Raw genomic sequence first — 20,773 nt, forward strand, 5'->3', positions numbered from 1 at the left:
TCGCAGCTACGCACCGGGATGGGGCCTTACGGTGTTCTGTCGCGAAGGCCGTCCGGCGCCGGTCAGCGGACGAGGACGGCCTCCCCGGGCCTGGGTGCGACCGCTGTCCAGCCCATCTCACGGTCGATCCGGCCTCGCAGGGTGTCGGACGACGACTCAGCGGCCCCTCGGCTCTGCGGGCGGTCCCTGCGCGGCACGCTACGGGGAAGCGGACACGGGGCCGTCCGTGTCGTGCGCGGTCACATGGTTCATGACCGCGACCACCCCGTCGAGCTGTTCGGCAAGGCGTGTCAGGATCGCGATCCGGTTCCGGTTCTCCAGCCGGCCTTCCAGGGTGACTACGCCGTCCACCACATGAATGGTGACCGTGCCGGGGCCGATCTCCATGGTGTCTTCGAGTACGTCCTCGACGAGGCGTCGTCGTATCTCCGCGTCGGGTCGCAGGAAGAGGCGCAGCAGGTCCCGGCGGGTGAGGATGCCGACGAGCCGGTCCTCGTCGTCGACCACCGGGAGCCTCTCGACGCCGCTGCGTGTCATCAGCCGGGCGGCATCCGGTGCGGTCTGCTGCGCGTGGATGGTCACGGCCGGTGCCGACATGATCTCGGCAGCGGTGAATTCGCCTTCCGACGAGGCCACGGTCCTGGTGGCGGCGTCAGGGGCGTCGCCCGTTACCGGATGCCCCGCCGCCTGTCGGCTCAGCAGGTCGCTCTCGGAGACGACGCCGACGACCCGGTCCTCGGCGTCCAGCACGGGCAGTCCGCTGATGTTGTGCTGCGCGAGCAGCTTCGCGACCTCCTTGAAGGAGGTGACCGGCACGACCGAGACGACCTCGTCGGTCATCAGGTCGCCCACTTTGATGCGCTTCATCGCGGCACCCCCTGCCGTCTCGCCAGGACTCGCACGGACGCAGCGCCCGCGTGCTGTTCAGAAACCACGATCTGCCGGGCCGTGCCCGGATGAGGAGGGCCGAACGGGTCTTGGCCGGGACCGGTCGGACCAGGCTCGGGAGTCTGGGCATCCGGGCACGGCAGGATTCCCCGTCAGGTCCATTGGGCCCCGGGGTGGTCCTGAACGGCCCTCTTGCCCCAGAGCCCGCAGTGCCAGCGTGATAGCTGACCGTTCAGCAGCCCTCGGCGAGGAGGAACTATGAAAGGCACCGCCGGCAGCCCGGAACTGGGCTCCGTCATCGTTGGCGTCGACGGCTCGGGGCCGGCCCGCCGGGCAGCGCTGTGGGCAGCGGCCGAGGCCACGCTCCGTGACAGTCCGCTGCGCATCGTCTACGCGGCCGACACGGACGGCCGGGTGCTCTACCTCTCGGCGGAGAGCATCGAGCGCGTTCGCAGCGCGGGCCACGAACTGCTGCGGGAAACCGCCGCTGCCGTCGCGGAAAAGTACCCCGGGCTGCATGTCACCACGGAGTTCAGCCGCGGCGCACCCGTCCCCGGCCTGCACCGGGCCGCCGGCCTCCGCGGCACTGTCGTGGTGGGCAACCGCGGCCTCGGCGGGTTCAAGCACCTCATGCTCGGATCCGTCGGACTGAAGGTCGCCGCAGGTGCCACGACGCCCGTCATTGTGGTCAGGGGCATTGACGAGGGGGCCGAGACCGGAGTGGTGCTCGCCGCGGTCCGCGACGAGCACGACGCCGAATGCGCCCGGTACGCGGCACGCGAAGCAGAGATCCGTAAGGCCTCGCTGAGACTGCTGTACGTGTGGAACGTTTTCGAGTCCGCCGGACTCGCCGTGACCATGCTCGACGACATCGAGGCGATCGCCGGCGAACACGTCCATCACCTGACCGCCGTGGCGGATCTGATCCGCGACGAATTCCCGGCCCTGACCGTGCGGACGGATGCTGAGAAGAGCCTGACCGTGGCCGGAGTCCTGGTGGAGGCATCGCGCCACGCGGACCTGCTGGTGATGGGCGGGCGACGGTCACCCGGATACATCGGCCCCACCCTCGGCCGGGCGGCGCACAGCCTTCTGCACCACGCGCACTGCCCCGTGCAGCTCATCCCGCGGCACGGCCCCGCACACAGGGGTGAGTCGTGACGGGCGTCGTCAGTACGTCTCTGCTTGCCCAGCACGTCCAGATCCACCGGCGACAATTCGGCTGCCGTCGGCGGTGGTCGAGAGGATCCTCGACCGGAGTAGTCCAGCAACGCACTGACTTACCGACTGCGGCAACCTGATGATGCCCAGGGCCTGCTGGTGGCGGTCTCGGGGCACTGCCGAGCGGAGTTGGAACAGACCGCAGGGCTGGAGTCAGTCCGACGAGCGCTGGAGGAGCGGGTGGTCACGAGGCGGCGTGTCGTGCAGGCAGCGGCCGGCGGAATGCTCGCGCTCCTTCCGGCCGGTTATATGGCTCCGCGGCTCCGGACGTCGGCCGGTGGGGGCCTTCTGGACCCGGGGAAGGTGGACAAGTACGTCACGCGGCTCGTCGTTCCGCCCGTCATGCCGCAGGCCGGGGGCGGCGTCGCCGATCGCATCGACCACTACGTGATCGGTGTGCGGCAGTTCCAGCAGCAGGTGCTGCCCTCCGGTCTGCCGGCGACGACCGTGTGGGGGTACGGCTCAACTCTGCATCCGCGCAGCTTCCACTACCCCGCGTTCACCGTCGAGGCCCGTGCCGGAACGCCCGCGCGGGTGAGGTGGAAGAACCAGCTGCGTGATCGCGCGGGCCGTTACCTGCCGCACCTGCTGCCGGTCGACCCCACACTGCACTGGGCGAACCCTCCGGGCGGAGTATCGGGCCGGGACTCACGTCCGGGATTCCGCTCGACACCCGGGGCGTACTCGGGCCCGGTGCCGATCGTGACACACCTGCATGGCGGGCGGAATTCGGAGGAGAGCGACGGCTACACCGAAGCCTGGTACCTTCCCGACGCGGTCGACCTTCCCGCGGGATACGCCGAAGTCGGCTCGTTCTACGATGAGTTCAAGGACAAGTTCGAAGACCGGTTCGGCGATGCCTGGGACCGGGGGGACGCCGTTTTCCAGTATGCCAACGCGGAGAGAGCCTCGACCTTCTGGTTCCACGATCACGCCATGGGCGTCACGCGCCTGAATGTGTACGCCGGACTGGCGGGGTTCTACCTTCTGCGAGGCGGACCTGCGGACCTTCCCGATGGAGTGTTGCCGGGTCCTGCACCCCGAGCCGGTGATCCGCCCGGCCGGAAGTACTACGAGATCCCTCTCGCCATCCAGGACCGATCGTTCCACGTCGACGGCAGCCTCTTCTACCCGGCCGGACGCGCTGCCTTCGACGGATTCAGGGGCCCCTACATCCCGGGCAGCGACATCTCTCCGATCTGGAACCCCGAGTTCTTCGGCAACGCGATGGTGACCAACGGGAGAACCTGGCCGGTCCTTCAAGTCGAACCGCGCCGCTACCGGTTCCGGCTTCTCAACGGATGCAACTCGCGGTGCCTGATCCTGAAGATCGTCACCCGCGCACTCGCCCACCGCCCCGCGGCCCCCGCCCTCCCCTTCTGGCAGATCGGCAGCGAGGGAGGCTTCCTCCCCACGCCCGTACGGCGCGACCAGGTGCTCATCGCTCCCGCCGAGCGCGCCGACGTGATCGTCGACTTCGCGTCGCTCCCGGTGGGGACCGAGTTGTATCTCATCAACGAGGGCCCCGACAAAGCATTCCAGGGCGGGAAGGCGGGTGCGGACTTCTCCCCGGCGGACCCGTCCACCACCGGGCAGGTCATGAAGCTCGTCGTCGAAGCGCTCACCACACCGGACACGACCGTGCCACCCTCCCAGCTGTCGCTTCCGTCGTTCGAGCCGTTGGGGAAGGCGAGCCGCATCCGACAGCTTTCCCTCAGCGAACAGAACTCCGCGTCGCTGCCGCACGTCGGCCCCCGGCAAATGCTGCTCGGAACCCTGGACCGCAACGGAGCCGCTGTGCCGATGCGCTGGGACGACCCCGTCACGGAGAATCCGGCCCTGGGCGCGACCGAGATCTGGGAGATTCACAATCTCACGAAGGATGCCCACCCGATCCATGTCCACGAGGTCCAGTTCCAGGTCCTCGACCGGCAACAGGCCGGCCGTGCCGCCCGTCCTGCCGAGCCGTGGGAGAGCGGGTTCAAGGACACAGCAATTGCCTACCCGGGTGCTGTGACGAGGCTGAAGGCGACATTCGACCGGCCAGGCCGGTACGTCTGGCACTGTCACATACTCGAACACGAAGACAACGAAATGATGCGGCCCTACACCGTCGGATGAAGGCGGAACCTTTGCCGTCGGGCAGGCCGAATCACCGGTGTTCGAGTCCCAGTGGTCCTGGTCGGGGGACCTCGGCGTCGGGGGTGCCGCGTACCGGATGCCGATCGGCGTGCGGAAACTATCGGCCCCCAGGTCGTAACGTGGAGGTGTGGCCGGCCCGGGATGCACAGGGCAAGACGGAGGCACGGTGGGCGACGACGGAACCGAACGCTGCGGCAGGGAGAGACGCCGGCTGAGCACATTGCCGGAGGACCTTCACGGGCGCCTCGACACCGTGAAACGTGGACCTGCCGAGGCGGCCCTTCTGCTGGAGGCCGTCATGTCGGTCGGCAGAGGGCTTGACCTGCCCCAGGTGCTGCGCCGGATCGTCGAGGCCGCGGTCGTCGTGGCCGACGCCGAATACGGGGCCTTGGGCGTGGTCGGTGAGGGAACCCGGCTCACGCAGTTCCTGCCGGTGGGTACAACACAAGAGCAGCGCGAGGCCATCGGACCCTTGCCCGAAGGGCACGGCATCCTGGGCGAGCTGATCCGCCACCCCCGGCCGCTGCGGCTCAGGGAACTCTCCGAGCATCCGTCCTCCTACGGGCTTCCACCGAACCATCCCCCGATGCACTCGTTCCTGGGAGTCCCCATCCGGGTCCGCGACGAGGTGTTCGGCAATCTGTATCTCACCGAAAAACGGGGCGGCCGCGCATTCGACGCAGAGGACGAAACCGTCCTCTCGGCACTCGCGGTGGCAGCGGGGGCCGCCATCGAGAACGCCCGTGTGTATGCGCAGACCCGCGACCGTCAACGCTGGCAGGAAGCCAACAGTGAGATCGTGGCGACTCTGCTGAGCGGGGCGGACGAGGCCCACGTCCTGCAGATGATCGTCGATCACTCCGCGCGCATTCTCGGCGCGGATCTCGGCGTCCTGGCGCTTCCAGCCGGGGGAGAGTCCCTCCGTGTGGCAGTCGCGTCGGGCGTTGACGCCGAAGTGCATCATGGTCTGGTTCTGCCACGTGAGGGATCGTTCGCCGGTGCGGCTCTCAACGCGGGCGAGCCGATCACCAGCGTCGATGTCGTGCACGATCCGAGGATCACCGAAGGCCCCCCGAGGTGGGCGGGGCTCGGCCCTGCTGTCGCGGTACCGATGGTGACGGGGAAGCGGACCCGAGGGGTGCTGCTGCTGGCCCGGGTACAGGAGCGTCCTGCCTTCACCGATTCGGATACCGCGCCCCTCCTGGCGTTCGCCGGGCAGGCGGCCCTGGCGATGGAGCTCACCGAGCGGCGTGAGTCCGCCGAACAGATCGCCTTGCTGGAAGAACGTGACCGCATCGCCAGGGATCTGCACGACCTGGCCATTCAACGGTTGTTCGCCACCGGGATGACGCTGCAGAGCGTGGTGCGGCTGGTGGAACAGCCACAGGCGAGCGAGCGGTTGCTACGCGCAGTGGACGACCTGGACGAGACCATCAAGATCATTCGGTCTACCATCTTCGGCCTCCGCGCCCGTGAATCGGGCCGTGCAGGCCAGGGGCTGCGCTCTCGGACGGTGACCACGGTCGAGCAGGCCGTACGGACCCTGGGCTTCCAGCCCTCTCTGCGGATGGGAGGGCTGATCGATACGGACGTGCCGGCCGAGATCGCCGAGCAGATGATCGCGGTCCTCGGCGAGGCCCTGAGCAACGTCGCCCGCCATGCACGGGCGACAGCGGTGGACATCTCGCTGGTGGTGGCTGAGGGGGCACTGAACCTTGTCGTCTCCGACAACGGTGTGGGCATGCCCGAGCACGGCGGGTCCCGAAGCGGGCTCGACAACCTCGCACGGCGCGCCGAGAAACTCGGCGGCGACATGAGCGTGGGTGCGTCGGCGCAGGGTGGCACCCGGCTGAGCTGGCGGGTGCCGCTCCGGCCTTCCTGAGGCCCTGGGGTCCGCGGAGTCACCTTTGATGGCGCTCCGTACCGTGCGGGGAGTGTTCCGTGGCATGCGCCGCGATCACGGCTGCCTGAATGCGGCGCTCGACGCCCAGCTTGGCGAGCAGACGGGAGATGTGGTTCTTGACCGTCTTCTCCGACAGGTAGAGGCGCTTACCGATCTGACTGTTGGTCAGCCCTTCACCGATCAGAGCGAGGACGTCCTTCTCCCGAGGCGACAGCCCCGACAGCGCGTCGTCCTCTGCGGGTTCAGTGCCGAATTCCTCCTCGCGCAGGCTGCTCATCAGCCGTGCGGTGGTCGCCGGGTCGAGGGTCGAGCGCCCAGAAGCCAGCGTGCGGACGGCGGCGACGAGGTCCGAACCCTTGATCTCCTTGAGTACGTAGCCTGCCGCACCGGCCATGATGGCATCGAGCAGCGCCTCGTCGTCGTCGAACGAGGTGAGCATCAGACAGGCCAGTTCCGGCATCCATGAGCGCAGCTCACGGCAGACCGTGATCCCGTCGCCGTCCGGCAGCCGCACGTCGAGAATCGCGACATCGGGGCGGAGCGCCGGCCCGCGGACCAGCGCGTGAGCGGCTGTTCCGGCGTCGCCGACGACCTCGATATCGGGTTCCGCGTCGAGCAGATCCTGTACACCGCGCCTGACGACCTCGTGGTCGTCCAGCAGGAACACGCGGATCGGCTTCTGCGCCGAGAAACCGCTCTCGTCGCTCATGGCGTCCTCCTTGCTGTCGACGTGCTGCCCGCGTTCCGCACCCACTCATCGTGGTCTGCGCAGGGGACACGCACCAGGGCTGGACGGTCCCGTCCCGGACCGGCTGCTGCGGGAACAGTGCCTGGAGAGAAAATCAGGCAAGCTCCATGCGCACGTCCACGACGCCTTCGACCGCGCGAATGGCCCGAGCCAGCAGGGGCACCAGGGAACGGTTCCGGAGTGGCCCGTGCAGGGTGACGACTCCGTCCAGCACGGAGAATTCCACGCGGTCCAGGGGAGAGAGTTCGGCGACAACAGCGGATCTGATTTCCTCGTCGATCTCCTCGTCGGGGCGAAGGAACACCTTCAGCAGGTCGCTGCGGCTCACGACGCCCTCCAGCATGCCGAGGCCGTTGACGACGGGCAGGCGCTTCACTCGCTTGCGCGCCATGATGCGGGCGGCCTCGTCGAGTGTGGCATCGGGGTGCACCGTGACGGCCGGGCTCGACATCAGCTCCTCTGCCAGTACCGCGTCGGCTTTGGACGCCTCCTCCAACTGGCCGGGCAGTGCAGGGCCGTCCTGTCGGAACTCCTCTTTCGGCAGCAGGTCCGCCTCGGATACGACCCCGACGACACGGCCCTCGCCTTCGAGAACCGGCACCGCGCTGACCTTCCACTGGTGCATCAGCTCGACGATCTCCTTGTACGACGCCTCGCGGCCGATGGCCACGGCCGTATGGGTCATGACGTCGCTGACGGTGTACCGGGATGCAGCCATGGCGTGCTCCTCGGGCGTGGCTCTTGCAGTGGTGGCACGGCGGTGTGCATCACACAAAGCCGCCGCTGCCGTGAGGGGCGTAGAGATCGAGCAGACGGATCCGAGCGGCCTGCAGCCGGTGGGCGAGCACCTGCCCGACCCAATGGCCGATGGCCGAACCGAAAGCTGTATCCGCGTCCATCATCATCCGTACCGTCGCTGCGTCGAACTCATGGGTACGGACAGGTGTCATCGCCTCCGCGCCCAGGTGCCATACGTAGGGCTCGAACAACCAGGACCAGCCCACCAGTTCGCCGGACCCGAGGCTCTCGATCGTGGCCGGGGAGTTTCCCGGTACGCGGAAGTCCAGCGTGACGGTGCCCGAACGCAGGATCCAGAAGCGGTCTGCGCGGTCTCCTTCGTGGAAGAGACGGGTTCCCTCGGCGAAATTGACCTCATGCCCGATCTGCATCAGACGGGCACGGTACGGGGCGGGTAGGGCCGTGGTGATGCGAGTGGGGGAAGTGCTCATCGGTGGCCTCCTCTGTAGCCTTCGGTTTCAGCATCGCTGGAGAGCGGGCTCGCGGACATGGGTCGACCGGCCCCCTGCGTGGACCCGTCCGGCCCGGGGCGGGACTGTGTTCGATCTTTCGCAGCACTTGGCGCCCCCGTCGGCCGAGGGCACCTTCCGTGCCGGAGTGCGAGACCGGATCAGGCGGTGCCGTGAGCGTCCCCCAGCAGATTCTTCTCGATGTACCGACGGACATCTGCGGCCAGTGAGGCGAGGCGTCCTGAGAGTTCTGCCTTCGGGGCGGTCGGCGCCCTGATGGTGCGGGCCTCCGGCGGCAGTGCGGCGAGGTCGGCGAAGAACCGCTGCCGGGCTGTTTCCAGCTCTGTGGGTTTTGAAACGCGTCTCCCCTCCCGCATGACCGACTCCAGCAGCGGGACACTGTTCGGCGGCGGCTGCTCGTCGATGAGGGACATCAGATCCGCGTATCCCGGCCGGCGGAACACCTGCTTGCGACCTGGCGCCGTCACCTTGGCCGATGACAGTTTCATCACCGGCCGACCGTCGTACTCGACCAGCTTGTACGCGGAATCCAGGTAGGGGGCATCTGCACAGACGCCGATCCGGGTGCCGACGGCGTACGTATCGATGGGCGCTCCGGAACGGACCAGCCGGTCAACGGCGAACTCGTCGAGACCACCGCTCGCGACGATCCGGGTCTCCTGGAGGCCGGCGGCATCGAGGCCGGCCCGCGCCTGTACGGCCAGGGCTCCGAGGTCACCGCTGTCCAGCCGGATGGCGCATCCCGGGCCGAGCCCCAGATCGCGCAGTACGCGCGCCGCCGTTGCCACGCCTGCAACGGTGTCGTAGGTGTCCACGAGAAAGGTCACCGGACCCGGATGGGACCGGGCGAAGGCCCGGAACGCGTCTTCCTCGGTACCGAACGCCTCGATGTACGAGTGGGCCATCGTGCCGACTGCGGTCAGGCCCTCGGCGTGAGCCGCCTCCACGTTGCTGGTTCCGGCGAAGCCGACCATGGCACCCAGCCGGGCGGCCCGGTGCCCGGCTTCGATGCCATGGGTGCGGCGCAGGGAGAAGTCCACGACCGGGTGTCCTTCGGCCGCCAGAACACACCGGGCACATTTGGAGGCGATGGCGGTCTGGTGGCTGAGCAGGTTGAGTACGTAGGTTTCTACGAGCTGGGCCTGCGGGAGAGACGCAGTGATTTCCAGCAGGGGTTCTCCGGCCAGCACGATGTGTCCTTCGGGCACTGCCCGGACCTCGCCGCTGAATTCCAGGCCGAGCAGAGGTGCCAGATCCTCGGGCCGCCGCTTCAACACAGAGGCGAAGACGTCCACGTCCTCTGCGTCCACACGGTAGGCGGAGAGGAAATCGAGGACCGAATCCAGCCCGGCACAGACAAGAAAGCCCCGGTCCGGCGGCAGATCGCGTACGAACAGACTGAACGTCGCCGAAGCGGTCATGCCCTCGCACAGGTACGACTGAGCCATCGTGACCTCGTAGAGGTCGGTGCTCGTGGCATTCGACATCGAGGCACCTTCCTCCCCGTCGCGTCATTCCTCCAGGACTGCCTCCCGGCCCCCGCGCGGTCGCGCCGCACCCGCCTGCCTCTTCCCCTTCCACTATCGGCCCCCTGTGCCTCGTGAGCCAGCCAGATGCCGGAGCAGCTGCCCGACCCGGGTGTTCGTCGGTCGAGCGTCACGTCCTCGTCCAGGACGTCGTGCTCGCGCTGGTCGGCGGGCAGCGCCCTCAGCTGCTCGACGGCGGCGTCCAGGTAGCGGGTGGTCCACAGCACCGCGGCGTTCAGCACCAGGCCGAGGGCGCCGAGCTGGTCTTATCCGAACGAGCCCAGCTGACGCTCCGCCTGAGGCAGCTGGACAGCACAGGTGCGAGGGACCGGCGGTCGCACGGCGGTCAGTCGCCACCAGGGCCTGTCGTGCTCCGGCCGGCGCTGGTGCGGAAGTCGGGCATGCCGAGGTGGACCGTGGTGTGCCGGTCTGCGAGGTCGCGCATGGTGGCGAGCTTCTGCTCGGCGGCGGCGAGGCTGGCCTCGATCGCGGCGACTTCGCCGACCCAGCCCTGTTCTCTGGCCTCTTGGAGCCGGTCGAGCAGGTTCGCGTGGATCTCCTCCAGCCGGGGCATCTGCGCAGGGTCGGGCCGCAGGACCGGGCAGCGGATGCAGGCTTCTCTGAACTTTGGGGCCGTGCCGTCCCAAAGCTTCTGATCTGCAGCTTTTTGAAACCGAATTGGTGATGCCAGAGGGACCACAGCGAGATGTTCCGGAGAGCGAGAACTGCTCCGGCTGCCGCCTCAGTACTATGACTTCGCATGACCGACACCGAGATCGAGATCACCGCAGACCTGGTCCGCGACCTGCTGCAGGAGCAACATCCAGACCTTGCAGGGCTGGCTATCCAGGAGGTGGCGGGCGGCTGGGGCAACCAGATGTGGCGCCTCGGGGACGAGTTGGCCGTGCGCATGCAGCGCATGGACCCCACTCCGGAGCTCCAGCTGAAGGAGCGGCGGTGGCTACCTGTGCTGGCCCCGCGCTTGCCGCTCCCTGTGCCGCTCCCGGTGCGGTTCGGCGAACCGTCCGAGCGTTTCCCCAAGCACTGGACCGTGATGACGTGGGTTCCCGGCGAGCCGCTGGACCACGGCTCGATCAGCCGCGGCGCCCACGCGGCCGACACGCTGGCGGGCTTCCTCCGGGCGCTCCATGTGGAGGCGCCCGCCGACGCGCCGATCGCTACGGACTTCGGTGCCCATCCCAGGAACTGCACGGACGGCTTCGAGCACTTCTTCCAGGCCGTTGTCCCCGACGACATCGCTGCCGACGTCCGGGCTGTCTGGGACGACGCCGTTGCGGCCCACGCGTGGGAGGGTCCGCCGGTGTGGGTGCATGGCGACCTCCATCCCGCGAACGTCGTTGTCTCGGACGGAACGCTCTCGGGCATCGTCGACTTCGGTGCCATGTTCGCCGGCGATCCGGCGTGGGACCTCGCCGCCGCATGGGTGCTGCTGCCCGCAGGCGCGGCCTCACGGTTCTTCGACATGTACGCGCATGCAGACGAGGCGGCGATCCGGCGCGCCCGCGGGCTGGCTGCTATGAAGAGCCTGTTCCTGATGCTCATGGGGCAGAACGGAGATCGGGGCCTTCCCGGCGGCAAGCCGCACTGGGGACCTGGAGGCCGGGCGGCACTTGATCGTGTTCTGAAGGGCGTTTGACGCACCTTCTTTAAACCTGTTCTCGATTTCTTTAAACCTGTTCTCGATCTTGGTTGCCCGGTCGCGGCCAGCGCATTGATCAGCAGTTTGCGGATCTCCCGCAGCAGGTCGTAGGCGCGGATCTGGTTCGTGATCAGCGATCCCGCGACGCGGAGCGTGTCGGGCCAGTGCGTCTCGATCCTCTTCAGGTTGATCTTCCTTGCGCGAGACGAAGTACTCGTCGCGTGCCCTGAACCGGGGCGCGAACCGGAACCCGAGGATCTTGTAGATGCCGAAGGCGATGTCGGAGTAAGAGGCATTGTCGGTGGTCACCATGTCCGGGCGGACCCCGGAGTCCGGTTCGGGCGGTGTTGATGGAGCGGACCGGGACGACGAACCGCCGCCCGTCGACCGAGGCGAGCAGGCCGCCGCCCCTCATCTGGGCGATCTCGATCCGCGACTGCGCTGCGATCAGCAGGCCGTTCGCAGCGGCGATCGTATCCGCACGCAGGTAGGCCTGGTCGACGTGCGCGAGCCGGCCCCGTGTCAACGCTGGGATGTGCGGGTTGACCACCGGCACCCGGTCAATGTTGCAGCCCTCGCTGACGAGCAGCGCGACCAGCTAAGTGCCCGTTCGTACATCGACCGGCATGTCGTCCTGCTCGTAGCTGAGCCGATTGATCACGTCCACAACTCCGTCGACGCTCCCGCACAGACGCAGGACGATGGGGACGAGGCTGTGCCGTCCCACGGTGCCGCTGAGGGTCACGACACCATCGGCCACTTCGACGGTCAGCGACGACGGACTGAGCCGGAGCGTGTGGGTCAGGACGTCTTCGAGGATCTCCTCCTGGATCGCACGGTCCCTGCGCAGGAAGAGCTGCAGGAGGTCGCTGCGGCTCAGCACTCCGATGAGCCGGCCCTCGCTGTCGACGACCGGGAGTCGCTTGACCTTGTGCTTCTCCATGATGCGGGCCGCGCGGACGACGCTCCACTCGGGTGCCGCAGTGATCGCCGGGTGGCTCATGAGACCGACGGCGGTGTTCGCGCCGCTCCCGGAGCTGCGCCTGCGGAGCAGGTCGGCTTCGGAGACGACGCCCACAGGACACTCCTTCTCGTCCACGACGGGCACGGCGGTGACGCCGAACTCGTCGAGGAGCCGGGCGATTTCCTTGAACGTGGTGCCGCGCTGGACGCTGACAGCTGTGGGTGTCATGAGGTCGGAGACGCTGCGATGCCTCATCGTCGCTCTCCTTCATGCGGGTACTGCGGCGTCGAACCGGGCCGTCACGTCGGTGTGGACGTCAGCGGTCGCCGGTGTTACGCGCCGGTCCGGGATCCGGCGCCAGGTCGTCCACGGCGTATTCGAGGCACTGGTCGACGCAGACGACACCATCGACAGACAAGCACAGGTGCTCGATGATCGGGATGCTTGAGCGCTCCTCGACTGTGCCACTCAGGGTAACGACTCCTTCTTGCACGGTTGCTGTCACGCCGCCCGGGGCCATCCGGAGCGTTCGGCCCAGCACCTCGTCGATGATTTCATCGTGTATGGCTTCGTCGCGGCGGAGCATGGGGCGCAGTAGATCGGAGCGGCTGACGATGCCGACGAGTGTTCCGGTGTCGTCGACCACCGGAAGGCGTTTGACGCCCCGCTCGTGCAGGAAGCGGGCTGTCTCGACGATGCCCCACTCGGGCCGGGCTGTCAGCACGGGGGTGGACATCAGATCGCCTGCGGTGCGGGCGTCCATGATGTGGCGGTCCGTGGCTGCCGTCCGGTGCATCCGGTCATGGCCCTGCGTATCGGGCAGAGCGGCTTGCCTGCGCAGGAGATCGGCTTCGGAGATGACGCCGATGGGGTGGTGACGCGTGTCCACGACGGGCAGGGCCGAGACATGGTTGTAGTCGAGGCTCCAGGCGACCGTCTTGAGTGACGCTTCGGGGCTGGCCGTGGCCACGTCCCGGGTCATGACTTCGGAGACAGTGCGATGAGTCATGGTCCGAATCCCTTTCGCTCGGGGGCGTCAGTCGTGGGCGATGACGGCCACGGGGGCGGTGGCATGATGCAGGACGGCATGGGTCACCGGTCCGAGGTGCGCACCCAGAGGAGAGCGCCGCAGGTGCCGGCCGACGACGACGAGGTCCGCGCCCGCCGCGGCCTGGACGAGTCGACCGCCCGCGGACCCCATGAACGCCATCCGGTCCACGCTCACCGACGGGAATTTCTGGCGCCAGGGCAGCAGCAGTTCGTCCAGCATCTGCGCGGCACTCCTGCCTGCTGTCCGTTCGTCGTAGGAGTCGAAGAACGGGAGGGACCTGTAGGCGTGCGGGAGTTTCCAGCCGTGGATCGCCCGCAAGGTACAACCGCGGCGAGCGGCTTCCTCGAAGGCAAAGGCGAGAACCTTGTCGGGCGCGTCGTGGCTGTCGACACCCACGACGATCCGGCCGTACGGGGCGGGATCGGCGCGCTCCGGTTCATCCGACACGCGCACGAGGACCACGGGCGTATCGGTGGCCACGATTGTCGCCGTGCCCACCGCTCCGACGAGGAAGCCCATCAGACTGCCCAGGCCGCGGGAACCGAGGACGAGCAGGCCGACCTCGGCAGCCTCGACAGCCAGGGCGGCGGCGGGCCTGCCGGAGAGGCACCGGGAGGTGATCTCCAGATGCGGGTGCCGGCGGCGTACATCCTCCAGGGCCTCGGCCAGCGCCTCGTCGGCCCATCGGTCGGCCGTCTCGCGGCCCAGTCGTGGAACGGCAGGGCTGAGGGGCCAGTCGATGACGTGGACGAGTCTCAGCGGCACCTGCCGCAAGGATGCTTCCTGGGCGCCCCAAGCAGCAGCCGCCCGGCTCTCGGGGGACCCGTCGACACCGACGGTCACGAGGTTTTTCATGACGAGAACCTCCTGCGCGCCACAGGCCTGCGCTCTGTTCTCGGCCTCGCCCGGCTGCTCGCCGAGTGCCTCGACGAAGCCGAGGAAGTCCTGCGAATCCATCTCCAGTCTCTCCCGGAAGCTCGCATCGGGTGGGAGAGCGGCGAGACCGGCGGCGGACACCACGTCTGCCGGGACCTGCCGAACGTTCCGCATCGGGGCCGAACCGGCCCTCACAGCCGTCCTGTTTCAGTGCAACGGTGAGGACAGGTACTTCTTTCTCCAGCAGTCGAATTTCTTCAGCAGTCGAACGGAAGGCGGTGGGGACGATGAAGGTGCCCCTGGTCTCGGCTGTGGACGGATCGGAGACCAGCCTTCGGGCGGTCGACTGGGCCGTGGACGAGGCAGCCCTGCACGGGCTGCCGCTACGACTGGTGCACGCGTCCGGATGGGAGCAGTACAAGGTCGTCGCGCCGGCGCTCGGCCTCGGCCTCCCTCTGGAACAGCAGCTCGCCGACAGCATCGTCGAAATTGCCGCCCAGCGCGCCCGCCGCCGTCATCCGGACGTCGACGTCTCGGTCGAAGTGCTGCCCGAGGACGCGGTGATCGCCCTTGTGCGCGAGGGGCGCCGGGCCGCGGCGCTGATCACCGGGGAGCGAGGACGTGGCGGTGTCACCGGACTCCTCCTCGGCTCGGTCAGCGCGGCCGTGGCCGCACGGGCTCATTGTCCCGTCATCGTCGTGCGCGGTGACAAGGCAGGAATCGAAGGCGCGCATGGGCGGATCCTCGTGGGAGTCGAGGATCCGCAGGGCGGATCGGCAGCGGTCAGGTTCGCCTTCCGTGAGGCCGCAGCCAGGGGATGCGTCCTGGACGCCGTACATGCCTGGCGCTGCCCCTCGCATGAGCGCGCCGAGCATCCGCGTACCGCCGGTGAGCCGCACCTCTACTGCAAGGAACGTGCGGCGACCCTGATCGACGAAGCGGTGGCCGAGTGCGTACATGATCAACCGACGGTCCGGCTGCACTCGGCGGCGGTCGAGGGAACGGCCGCAAAGGTGCTGGTCCAGCGTTCGGCCGCCGCCGACCTGATCATCGTCGGAGCGCGTCGCCCCCGAGGTCCCCTCGGACTCCCGCTCGGCCGAGTCGCCCATGCTTTGCTCCACCACGCCGACTGTCCGGTGGCTGTGATACCCCGGGCGGCCTGATCGTGCGGAGACTGTCCCGCCTCACCCCCCGAGTTCTGAGGCATGATCGGGGACATAGGTCTGAAGGTCCCTCGGCGGCCGTTGGTATCCGGTGGCCGGCGGCCGCGGCGGCAGCTCGATCACCGGCGCAGTCACTGTCTCGTACGGCACGGTCGACAGCAGATGGGCGATCATGTTCAGCCGTGCCCGGCGCTTGTCGTCGCTCTCGACGACATACCAGGGAGCCTCCGAGATGTCCGTATGGACGAACATCTCGTCCTTCGCCCGCGAGTACGCCTCCCATCGGGTGATCGATTCCAGATCCATCGGAGAGAGCTTCCACCGGCGGGTGGGATCCTGCATGCGGCGTCGGAACCGCTCCTCCTGCACTGCGTCACTCACCGAGAACCAGTATTTACGCAGCAGAATGCCGTCCTCCACCAGCATCCGCTCGAAGATCGGGCACTGGCGAAGGAACCGCTGGTGTTCGTCCATGGTGCAAAAGCCCATGACGCGTTCGACGCCTGCGCGGTTGTACCAGCTCCGGTCGAGGAGGACCACTTCACCTGCAGCTGGAAGTTGCTCGACGTAGCGCTGGAAATACCACTGACTGCGCTCACGCTCGGTTGGCCGCGGCAGCGCGACGATGCGTGCCACCCGGGGGTTGAGGTGCTCGGTGACACGCTTGATCGTGCTGCCCTTGCCCGCCGCGTCACGTCCCTCGAACACCACGACGAGCCGTGCGCCTTCTGCCCGTACCCACTCCTGAAGCTTCACGAGCTCGGTCTGGAGTCGGTACAGCTCCCGTTCGTACAGCGAGCGGGGCAGCCTTCCGGGCCTGCCCGCGCCTTTCTCGTCTGCCATGGGACGACGTTACGGAGGAGACCACGCTCAAAGTCAAGCATCAGCGCCGAACGGCAGTGAGCCACGACGCCATGGGCCTACGCCAAAGCATCACCGTTACCGTCTTCGCACGAGCACATGGGCAGCCGTGCCCGCGCCCGGCCAGTGGCCCGCGGTGGCCGCATCGATACCGGATTCCGCGTCTGAAGGCGTGGGAGCGGGCCGAGGCAAGCGACCTGGCCCCTGCCCCACCAGGGCCCGCATGCGCCACAAGGAGATCTGGGGTACTCCTCGAATGAGACGAAGCCGCGCCCGGCCCAGATGCTCACACCGTCGGTGACCCCTCACCGTCGTCTGCCTGGTTACGGACCAGGACACAGGGACGACAGACAGCAGTCTGGAAAAGCGGGCTCGCTCACGTCGGTCCGGCTTCTTACGAGACGGAGGCAGTCGTCATGGAGCCAGTCGTCACCGTGGGCCTCGACGGTTCACCCGAGAGCCTGGCCGCTGCGTATTGGGCCGCCGACGAAGCCGAGCGGCGCAAGCTCACGCTGCGTCTGTTGCACGCGTGGCCTCTGCTGGTGCCCGAAACGCCAGGCGTCCCTGTGGAGATGGATCAGAACTACTGGGCGAAGCGGATTGTGCACAACGCGCGGGCGGAGCTCCAGGCGCGCCACCCCGGCCTCCCCGTCGTCGGCAACCTGGTTGCCGACGACGCCCAGCACGCGCTGCTGCGAGCGGCGTCGGAGTCCGAGATGACCGTGCTCGGTTCGCGGGGGCTGGTACCCGTCGAGAGTTATTTCCTGGGAGATATCAGCCTGCCCGTCGTGGCACGGGCCGAGAGGCCGGTGGTTCTGGTACGTGCCGAAGCGAGCGGAGAAGAGCCGCAGCCCACTCCAGCTGCGGCAGGTGGCGTAGTGGTGGCACTGAAACTGCACGGCTCCGGCGACGACCTGCTCGAATTCGCCTTCGGTACCGCAGCAGCGCGGGGCCTGCCGCTTCGGGCCGTCCATGGCCGAAGCCTGCCGCTCGAGGCCTATGTGCCCTGGGGCGTGGATCACGAAGTGACGGAAGGAATCACGCAGGACGCGCAGAAACTCCTCAGCCAGACCCTCCGCCCCTGGCGTGACAAGTTCCCGCAGGTGGAGGTGACCGAGAGCATCGCTCTCGAAAGCCCCGCCAAGGCTGTCGTACGGGCCGCGAAGGGCGCCGGGCTGCTGGTTGTCGGCCGACGCAAGCACCGTCCCGCCCTGGCGTCGCACCTGGGCTCCGTAGCGCAGGCCGCCATCCATCACGCACGGTGCCCTGTTGCCGTCGTCCCCCATGCTTGATATGAGCAAGACATGGTGGACGCCGACCCCGGGCTCTTCGGGCCCGAATCCGTCACTTGGCAGATGCACGGCGACCCGATGATGTGGGTCGCCGGAGTGCGTGCGCTCTACCTGCAGGCGCTGCACCCACGCGCCGTACGCGGTGTCATGCAGAACTCCGAATTCCGCAAGGACGCCTGGGGGCGGTTGATGCGTACGGCCGGCTTCGTCGGAACGATCACCTACGGCACCACCGAAGCGGCCGAGAAAGCGGGCGCCCGGGTCCGCAGGATCCACCGGCTCCTCAAGATCACCGATCCGGTGACGGGGCAGGCATACGGCGTCGACGAACCCGAGCTGCTGCTGTGGGTGCACTGCGCCGAGGTCGACTCCTACCTCCAGGTCGAACGTCGCTCCGGCTTCCCGCTCACCGACGACCAAGCCGACCGCTACATCGACGAGCACCGCCACAGCGCACGTCTCGTCGGCCTCGACCCGGCCGACGTACCGGCCACCACCGCACAGCTTGCCGCCTACTTCGAACGGATGCGGCCACAACTCGCCGCATCCCCGGAGGCGTTGGACGTCGACGACTTCCTGCGCCGTCCCCCGGTCCATCCGCTGCTCCTGCCGGCGCGCGCACTGCTGTGGCGGCGGGTCGCGGCACTTGCCTACCAGTCGCTGCCCTCTTACGCCCATGAGCTCTACGGCAGACCCGTGGGGCCCGTGCGCACCGTCGACCGCCGCCTGCGCATCGCCGGAACCGCGCTGCGCTGCATTCCCTCCCGGCTCCGCTGGCTGCTCCCGCCCGGTCACATTCTGAACGCGATGGCCCGACTCGGTCCCGGCAGCCGCCCCACCCCGTACAAACTGCGCAGCCAGGCAGCCATACTGGACGGGCCGGGGAGGGCGCAGGGGTAGGCGAAGCGATGGGGGCGACAGCAGGCGATGGCGGACACCAGGCTGATCCAGAGCCGGTACCGACTGCTCGATGTGATCGGGCGTGGAGGCATGGGCGAGGTGTGGCGCGCCCGCGACGAGTCGCTCGGCCGCCATGTGGCCGTCAAATGCCTCAAGCCGATGGGGCCCCAGCACGACCAGTCCTTCACCGGCATTCTGCGCGAACGCTTCCGCCGCGAGGCCCGAGTCGCCGCCGCGCTCCAGCACCGCGGTGTCACCGTCGTCCACGACTTCGGTGAGCACGAGGGCGTCCTCTACCTGGTGATGGAACTCCTCGACGGCCGTAACCTCAGCCAGCTCCTGGAGGACAACAAGCAGCATCCGCTGCCGGTTCCCGACATCGTCGACATCGCCGAACAGGTCGCCGACGCCCTCGGCTACACCCACCAGCAGGGCATCGTGCACCGCGACCTCAAGCCCGCCAACATCATGCGGCTGGCCGACGGCACGGTGAAGATCTGCGACTTCGGCATCGCCAGGCTCGGCCACGACATCGGCTTCACCTCCCGCCTCACCGGTACGGGCATCGCCATGGGCACGCCGCACTACATGTCGCCCGAGCAGATCAGCGGCGGTCATGTCGACCACCGCAGCGACCTCTACTCACTGGGGTGCGTCCTGTACGAGATCGCCACCGGAGCACCGCCGTTCGACCTCGACGACGCCTGGGCCGTCCTCGTCGGACACCGTGACACCCAGCCCGAGCCATTGCGCACCCACCGGGCCGAACTCCCCGGATTCTTCGACCGGGTCGTCCTGGAACTGCTGGCCAAGACCCCCGAGGAGCGGCCCGTCGACGCGGGCGACCTGCGGCAGCGGATCGCCGTCGGCCGGACCGGCGAGCAGCCGCAGCTCCAGCCTTCGGGACAGGTACGGCTCGCGCCGCCCGTTCCCGTCGTGCGTCCCGGGCAGGGGCTGCCGGCCTGGACCCGGGGCATGACCGCCGGACACAAGGCGTCCGGCGCCCACCTCGGGCTCGCGCCGCCCGACCACTCCGCGGGTCTCACCGGCGAGTGGACCACCGGCACCGACATGCGGCACCTCGCCGCAGAGCTGCCTCCGGTCAGGGCCGAGCGGCCGGCCCCGTCGCCGGAACTGCTCTCCATCCTCGCCGACCGGCACAGCGCGGGCCTCGAGCTGGGCAGGCTCGGCCGCTGGGAGGAGGCCGGCGAAGTACACCGTGCGGTCGCCGCCGAACGCGAGCACGCCCTCGGCCCCGACCACCCCGACACGCTCTCCAGCCGGTACGAGGTCGGCTTCACCCTCAGCCGCACCGGGCGCGCGTCGGACGCCCTGCGGGAATTCGGCCGCGTCGCCAAGGTGCGCGAACGCACCTTGGGACCCGACCACCCGCAGACCCTCGCGGCCCGCCAGGAGATGGCTTACGTCCTGGGCCGGCTCGGCCGGCACTTCGAGGCCCATCAGGTGTACGCGGCAGTCCTCGCCTCCCGGGAACGGTCGATGGGCCCCGACCACCCCGACACCCTGCGCTGCCGTCATAACCTCGCCTTCAACCTGAGCAGGCTCGGCCGCCTGGAGGACTCGTACCGGATGGCCAGGGACGTGGCGTCGGCCCGCACCCGTCTGCTCGGTGCCGACCACCCCGACACCCTGGTCACGCTCTACGAAGTGGCGTACACGCTGGGCCTGCTGGGGCGATGGACGGAGGCCCTGCAGACCTACCGGGAAGTCGCCCGGGCCCGGTCCCGGTCGCTCGGTGCCGACCATCCCGACACGCTCTCCGCCCGCTACGAGGTCGGCGTCAGCCTCGGCTGCCTGGGCCGCAGCGCGGAGGCCCTGGAGCTGTACCGCGCCCTCGTCGACGACCGGACGAGGGTGGGCGGCCCCGCCGACCCCGAGACGCTCCGCGCCCGCCACGGCCTCGGTGTCAACCTTGGGCGCCTCGCCCGCTGGGAGGAGGCGCTCGCCGAGGCGCGCGACGTGTGCGCGGTCCGCGAACGCGTCCTCGGCCCCGATCACCCCGACACCCTCGTCAGCCGCCGCGAGGTCGCTGTCGGCCTCGGCTGGCTCGGCCGCTGGGCCGACGCCCTCACCGTCTACCGCCAGGTCGCCGAGGCCCGCGAACGCGTCCTCGGCGCCGACCACCCCGACACCCTCGCCGCCCGCAACGACGAGGCGCACTGCCTGGAGCAGCTCGGCCGAGGACCGGAGGCCGTCGAGCTGTACCGCAGGGTCGCGGCACTGCGCCGCGGGCAGGGAGTGCCACCGCACTGACCGGACACCACCGCCTCTGGTCAGGGGGAACGCCCC

At 68.6% G+C, this 20,773-nt stretch carries 18 protein-coding genes and 1 pseudogene; 8 read left to right on the forward strand and 11 right to left on the reverse strand.

Features of this window, described 5'->3' with window-relative positions; translation table 11 throughout:
• Positions 1 to 198: 198 nt before the first annotated feature.
• Complete coding sequence (locus ACH4EW_RS25450) at positions 199 to 867, reverse strand: CBS domain-containing protein (protein ID WP_398260597.1); 669 nt, start codon at positions 865 to 867, stop codon at positions 199 to 201.
• 279 nt (positions 868 to 1,146) lie between these two features.
• Here ACH4EW_RS25450 and ACH4EW_RS25455 point away from each other — a divergent pair, with 279 nt between their 5' ends.
• The 3 genes from ACH4EW_RS25455 (at position 1,147) to ACH4EW_RS25465 (ending at position 6,133) form a co-directional block, all read left to right on the forward strand.
• Positions 1,147 to 2,049, forward strand: coding sequence for a universal stress protein (locus ACH4EW_RS25455; RefSeq protein WP_398260599.1), 903 nt, complete (start codon positions 1,147 to 1,149; stop codon positions 2,047 to 2,049).
• A 261-nt stretch (positions 2,050 to 2,310) separates the two neighbouring features.
• Positions 2,311 to 4,230, forward strand: a complete 1,920-nt coding sequence (locus tag ACH4EW_RS25460) for a multicopper oxidase family protein (protein WP_398260601.1) — start codon at positions 2,311 to 2,313, stop codon at positions 4,228 to 4,230.
• A 274-nt stretch (positions 4,231 to 4,504) separates the two neighbouring features.
• A complete protein-coding gene (locus ACH4EW_RS25465) occupies positions 4,505 to 6,133 on the forward strand; it encodes a GAF domain-containing sensor histidine kinase (protein ID WP_398260603.1) in 1,629 nt (542 codons plus the stop codon).
• Between the two features lie 19 nt (positions 6,134 to 6,152).
• Here ACH4EW_RS25465 and ACH4EW_RS25470 read toward each other — a convergent pair whose 3' ends face one another.
• From ACH4EW_RS25470 to ACH4EW_RS25490, 5 genes are all read right to left on the reverse strand, one after another.
• Entirely contained in the window at positions 6,153 to 6,863 is a 711-nt protein-coding gene (locus tag ACH4EW_RS25470) for a response regulator (RefSeq protein WP_398260605.1), read from the reverse strand.
• 133 nt (positions 6,864 to 6,996) lie between these two features.
• Entirely contained in the window at positions 6,997 to 7,620 is a 624-nt protein-coding gene (locus ACH4EW_RS25475) for a CBS domain-containing protein (protein ID WP_398260607.1), read from the reverse strand.
• Positions 7,621 to 7,669: 49 nt separating this feature from the next.
• A complete protein-coding gene (locus ACH4EW_RS25480) occupies positions 7,670 to 8,131 on the reverse strand; it encodes a Crp/Fnr family transcriptional regulator (RefSeq protein WP_398260609.1) in 462 nt (153 codons plus the stop codon).
• 179 nt (positions 8,132 to 8,310) lie between these two features.
• Positions 8,311 to 9,657, reverse strand: coding sequence for a nicotinate phosphoribosyltransferase (locus ACH4EW_RS25485; RefSeq protein WP_398260611.1), 1,347 nt, complete (start codon positions 9,655 to 9,657; stop codon positions 8,311 to 8,313).
• A gap of 385 nt (positions 9,658 to 10,042) precedes the next feature.
• On the reverse strand, positions 10,043 to 10,270 hold the full coding sequence (locus ACH4EW_RS25490; protein WP_398260613.1) for a hypothetical protein: 228 nt from the start codon (positions 10,268 to 10,270) through the stop codon (positions 10,043 to 10,045).
• Between the two features lie 186 nt (positions 10,271 to 10,456).
• Between ACH4EW_RS25490 and ACH4EW_RS25495 the strand changes: the two genes are divergently transcribed.
• A complete protein-coding gene (locus tag ACH4EW_RS25495; RefSeq protein WP_398260615.1) occupies positions 10,457 to 11,353 on the forward strand; it encodes an aminoglycoside phosphotransferase family protein in 897 nt (298 codons plus the stop codon).
• Positions 11,354 to 11,451: 98 nt separating this feature from the next.
• Here ACH4EW_RS25495 and ACH4EW_RS25500 read toward each other — a convergent pair.
• The 4 genes and pseudogenes from ACH4EW_RS25500 to ACH4EW_RS25515 all read right to left on the reverse strand — a co-directional run.
• Positions 11,452 to 11,954, reverse strand: a pseudogene (locus ACH4EW_RS25500) (Tn3 family transposase); the annotation flags it as partial.
• Complete coding sequence (locus tag ACH4EW_RS25505; protein ID WP_398260617.1) at positions 11,955 to 12,575, reverse strand: CBS domain-containing protein; 621 nt, start codon at positions 12,573 to 12,575, stop codon at positions 11,955 to 11,957.
• Positions 12,576 to 12,636: 61 nt separating this feature from the next.
• The gene (locus tag ACH4EW_RS25510) at positions 12,637 to 13,329 is read right to left on the reverse strand and encodes a CBS domain-containing protein (RefSeq protein ID WP_398260619.1); all 693 of its coding nucleotides are present in this window, start codon (positions 13,327 to 13,329) and stop codon (positions 12,637 to 12,639) included.
• A 27-nt stretch (positions 13,330 to 13,356) separates the two neighbouring features.
• A complete protein-coding gene (locus tag ACH4EW_RS25515; protein WP_398260621.1) occupies positions 13,357 to 14,328 on the reverse strand; it encodes a universal stress protein in 972 nt (323 codons plus the stop codon).
• Between the two features lie 206 nt (positions 14,329 to 14,534).
• Here ACH4EW_RS25515 and ACH4EW_RS25520 point away from each other — a divergent pair, with 206 nt between their 5' ends.
• The gene (locus ACH4EW_RS25520; RefSeq protein ID WP_398260623.1) at positions 14,535 to 15,410 is read left to right on the forward strand and encodes a universal stress protein; all 876 of its coding nucleotides are present in this window, start codon (positions 14,535 to 14,537) and stop codon (positions 15,408 to 15,410) included.
• 21 nt (positions 15,411 to 15,431) lie between these two features.
• Here the strand turns inward: ACH4EW_RS25520 and ppk2 are convergent, their stop codons facing one another.
• Positions 15,432 to 16,253: a polyphosphate kinase 2 gene (gene ppk2 / locus ACH4EW_RS25525; protein ID WP_398260625.1), complete on the reverse strand. Its 822-nt coding sequence runs from the start codon at positions 16,251 to 16,253 to the stop codon at positions 15,432 to 15,434.
• A 434-nt stretch (positions 16,254 to 16,687) separates the two neighbouring features.
• Here ppk2 and ACH4EW_RS25530 point away from each other — a divergent pair, with 434 nt between their 5' ends.
• Genes ACH4EW_RS25530 through ACH4EW_RS25540 form a run of 3 tightly spaced genes read left to right on the forward strand, consistent with a single transcriptional unit; the run spans position 16,688 to position 20,737 of the window.
• A complete protein-coding gene (locus ACH4EW_RS25530) occupies positions 16,688 to 17,563 on the forward strand; it encodes a universal stress protein (RefSeq protein ID WP_398260627.1) in 876 nt (291 codons plus the stop codon).
• Positions 17,564 to 17,575: 12 nt separating this feature from the next.
• A complete protein-coding gene (locus tag ACH4EW_RS25535) occupies positions 17,576 to 18,463 on the forward strand; it encodes an oxygenase MpaB family protein (RefSeq protein ID WP_398260629.1) in 888 nt (295 codons plus the stop codon).
• Positions 18,464 to 18,490: 27 nt separating this feature from the next.
• The gene (locus ACH4EW_RS25540; RefSeq protein ID WP_398260631.1) at positions 18,491 to 20,737 is read left to right on the forward strand and encodes a tetratricopeptide repeat protein; all 2,247 of its coding nucleotides are present in this window, start codon (positions 18,491 to 18,493) and stop codon (positions 20,735 to 20,737) included.
• The last annotated feature ends 36 nt before the right edge of the window (positions 20,738 to 20,773 follow it).

The sequence above is a fragment of the Streptomyces sp. NPDC018000 genome, from assembly GCF_044328025.1.
In the GTDB taxonomy this organism is placed as follows: domain Bacteria; phylum Actinomycetota; class Actinomycetes; order Streptomycetales; family Streptomycetaceae; genus Streptomyces.